Consider the following 2,309-nt stretch of genomic DNA (forward strand, 5'->3'; position numbering starts at 1 on the left):
GGCTGCGATGAACAATGACTATATGATGCAGATTCTCAAATGCTTTTGTCAAGCATGATTGAGATGCTCTTACCCTGTTTCTATACGCCTTTATTCTTTAGTCTCTTAGAGAGGGACGAAAGGCAAGTGTAAAAGTGGTGTCAAGCGCCGAGTGCTATAAAGTTTCTAACCAGGATTGAGTATTGTGAGGAACGCCACAGAAGTTACGATCTGCTGTGGCGTTTTGTTCGGAGAAGAGGCGACTTTCGCGGCCAATTCTAAGCCTCAGAGCGTAATATCTCTGATAGGAAATCCGAGGAGCCGATCGCCCCGTTAACCCCCACCAGATTCGCTAAAACCCGATCGGTTCCTGCTACTTGCAGCAACGTACCGTTCGGAGTGGCGCTAAATTGCAACTGCTGGAAACTCAGGCCGTCGCTCACAACAAACTTATCGACGCCTACCTCGAAGTTAATCACAGTATCAGTGCCGCCATCACCACTCAACACAAATCGATCGCTCCCAATACCTCCAATTAAAGTATCGTCGCCCAAGTCGCCAAACAGCCAGTCATCTCCAGCACCCCCATTGAGAAGGTCGCTATCTTTACCACCAATCAGAGTATCGCTGCCTGCATCTCCGTTGATAGTATCTTGCCCTTCGTTGCCGTAGAGCAAGTCATCGCCCTCACCGCCGTTGATGCAGTCTTGCTGGTCGTTTGCGCCCACCGAGACACCCCGGTTATCGGAACGATCGCCATAGATGGTATCGCTGCCCTCGTCACCGCAGAGCTCATCGCTGCCGTCACCGCCGTAAATCAAGTCGTCGCCCCGATCTCCGTGTATGAGGTCGTTAGCTTTGCCGGCGTAAATCAAGTCGTTGTCTTGACCGCCGGCGATGGTATCGTCACCCTCATCGCCCAACAGCACATCAGCACCAATGCCACCAAAGAGCAAGTCCCGGCCGCCAACATCTTTAGCTCGACTTCGAGCACCACCGTACATGGTGTCGTCGCCACTGTCGCCAACAAGGGTATCGGAGCCGAGTTCGCCCCAAATCAGGTCATTATCTTTGCCACCCCAAACACAATCATTTCCTTTACCTGCTTGCACAGTATCATTACCGTGGCCGCCGCCCATGATGTCGTTGCCGCTGCCACCAAAGATTAAGTCTTGTTCGCCGAGATCCCCGATGGACTCGGAACTGCCACTGTCGCCGAGCAGAGTATCGGCTCCTTCGCCGCCGTAGAGCGTATCGGAGCCTAATTGACCGTAGATGATGTCATTGCCTTTACCTCCGTAAGCGCGATCGTTATCTTTGCCTGCAACCAGCGTATCGTTGCCTTGTTGACCGTTGAGGAAGTCGTTGCCGAAGCCTCCGTACAGCAAGTCGAGTCCCTGGGAGTCGCTGGCCCTTTGGTCGCGGATGCCCCCAAACAAGGTGTCGGACCCGATGCCACCAAACAACGTATCGGAGCCGAGTTCGCCCCAAATCAGGTCATTTTCTTTACCTCCAAGGGCAATATCGTCACCTTTGCCGGTATGGATGGTATCGTCGCCCTCGTTGCCATTAATGAGATCTGCACTGTTGCCCCCGAAAATCAAATCGCCATTGTTTTGAGCACTGCTGGAGTTATCGTCGCCGTTGTCTCCCAAAATCGTATCGGCACCTAGATCTCCAAACAGGGTGTCAGAGTCTAAGTCGCCGGCAATCCAGTCGTTCTGTTTGCCTGCGAATACGATATCGTTGCCCTCGTCTCCGTAAACAATATCGGTGTCAATGCCCCCAAAAATTGTGTCATTGTCTTCATTGCCGTAAATTTCGTCCGCGCCGTCTTCACCTAAAAGCAGGTCGTTGCCTTCAAAACCGACAATTTTTTGGTTGCCTTTGGTGTCTGCGATAAAGTCATCGCCGTCGGTTCCTTTGGTGGTTTGTTCCTCTGAAAATTGTGAATTCGGCTGGATAAATCCAACTGCGGGTGGTTGCTGCGGGGGCGCAAAGTTAATTCCCGGTTTTTCAATAATGGGCGAACACTGACAGTCGGTATCTGTTTCGGCGATCGGATTTGAGATGGGCGCCGGAATCGGCGCTGGAGTTGGCGTCGGAGTTGGCGTCGGAGTTGGCGCAATCGGCAGGGCGACAACCGCGACAGTAGCGACAGCGGGACTGGTGGCGCCGTCGTTGTCTGTGGCGCTGTAGGTGAAATTGGCTCCTGTAAAGTTGCCTGTGGCTTGCAAAAATAATTGCTGCAATTGTGCTGGAGTCAGGACTTGACCTGGTGTCACCGGTACGCCGCCGTTGGCTGGATCTCCTAAAAACAGGACTGCTTG

The 2,309-nt window shown here is 52.8% G+C and carries 1 protein-coding gene; it reads right to left on the reverse strand.

Features of this window, described 5'->3' with window-relative positions:
* Positions 1 to 257: 257 nt before the first annotated feature.
* Positions 258 to 2,309, reverse strand: a 2,052-nt coding sequence (locus QUA13_RS32205; protein WP_333205127.1) for a calcium-binding protein, incomplete at its 5' end; no start/stop codon positions are given.

Origin of the sequence: Microcoleus sp. S28C3 (assembly GCF_036700785.1) — a bacterium.
GTDB lineage: Bacteria > Cyanobacteriota > Cyanobacteriia > Cyanobacteriales > Microcoleaceae > Microcoleus > Microcoleus asticus.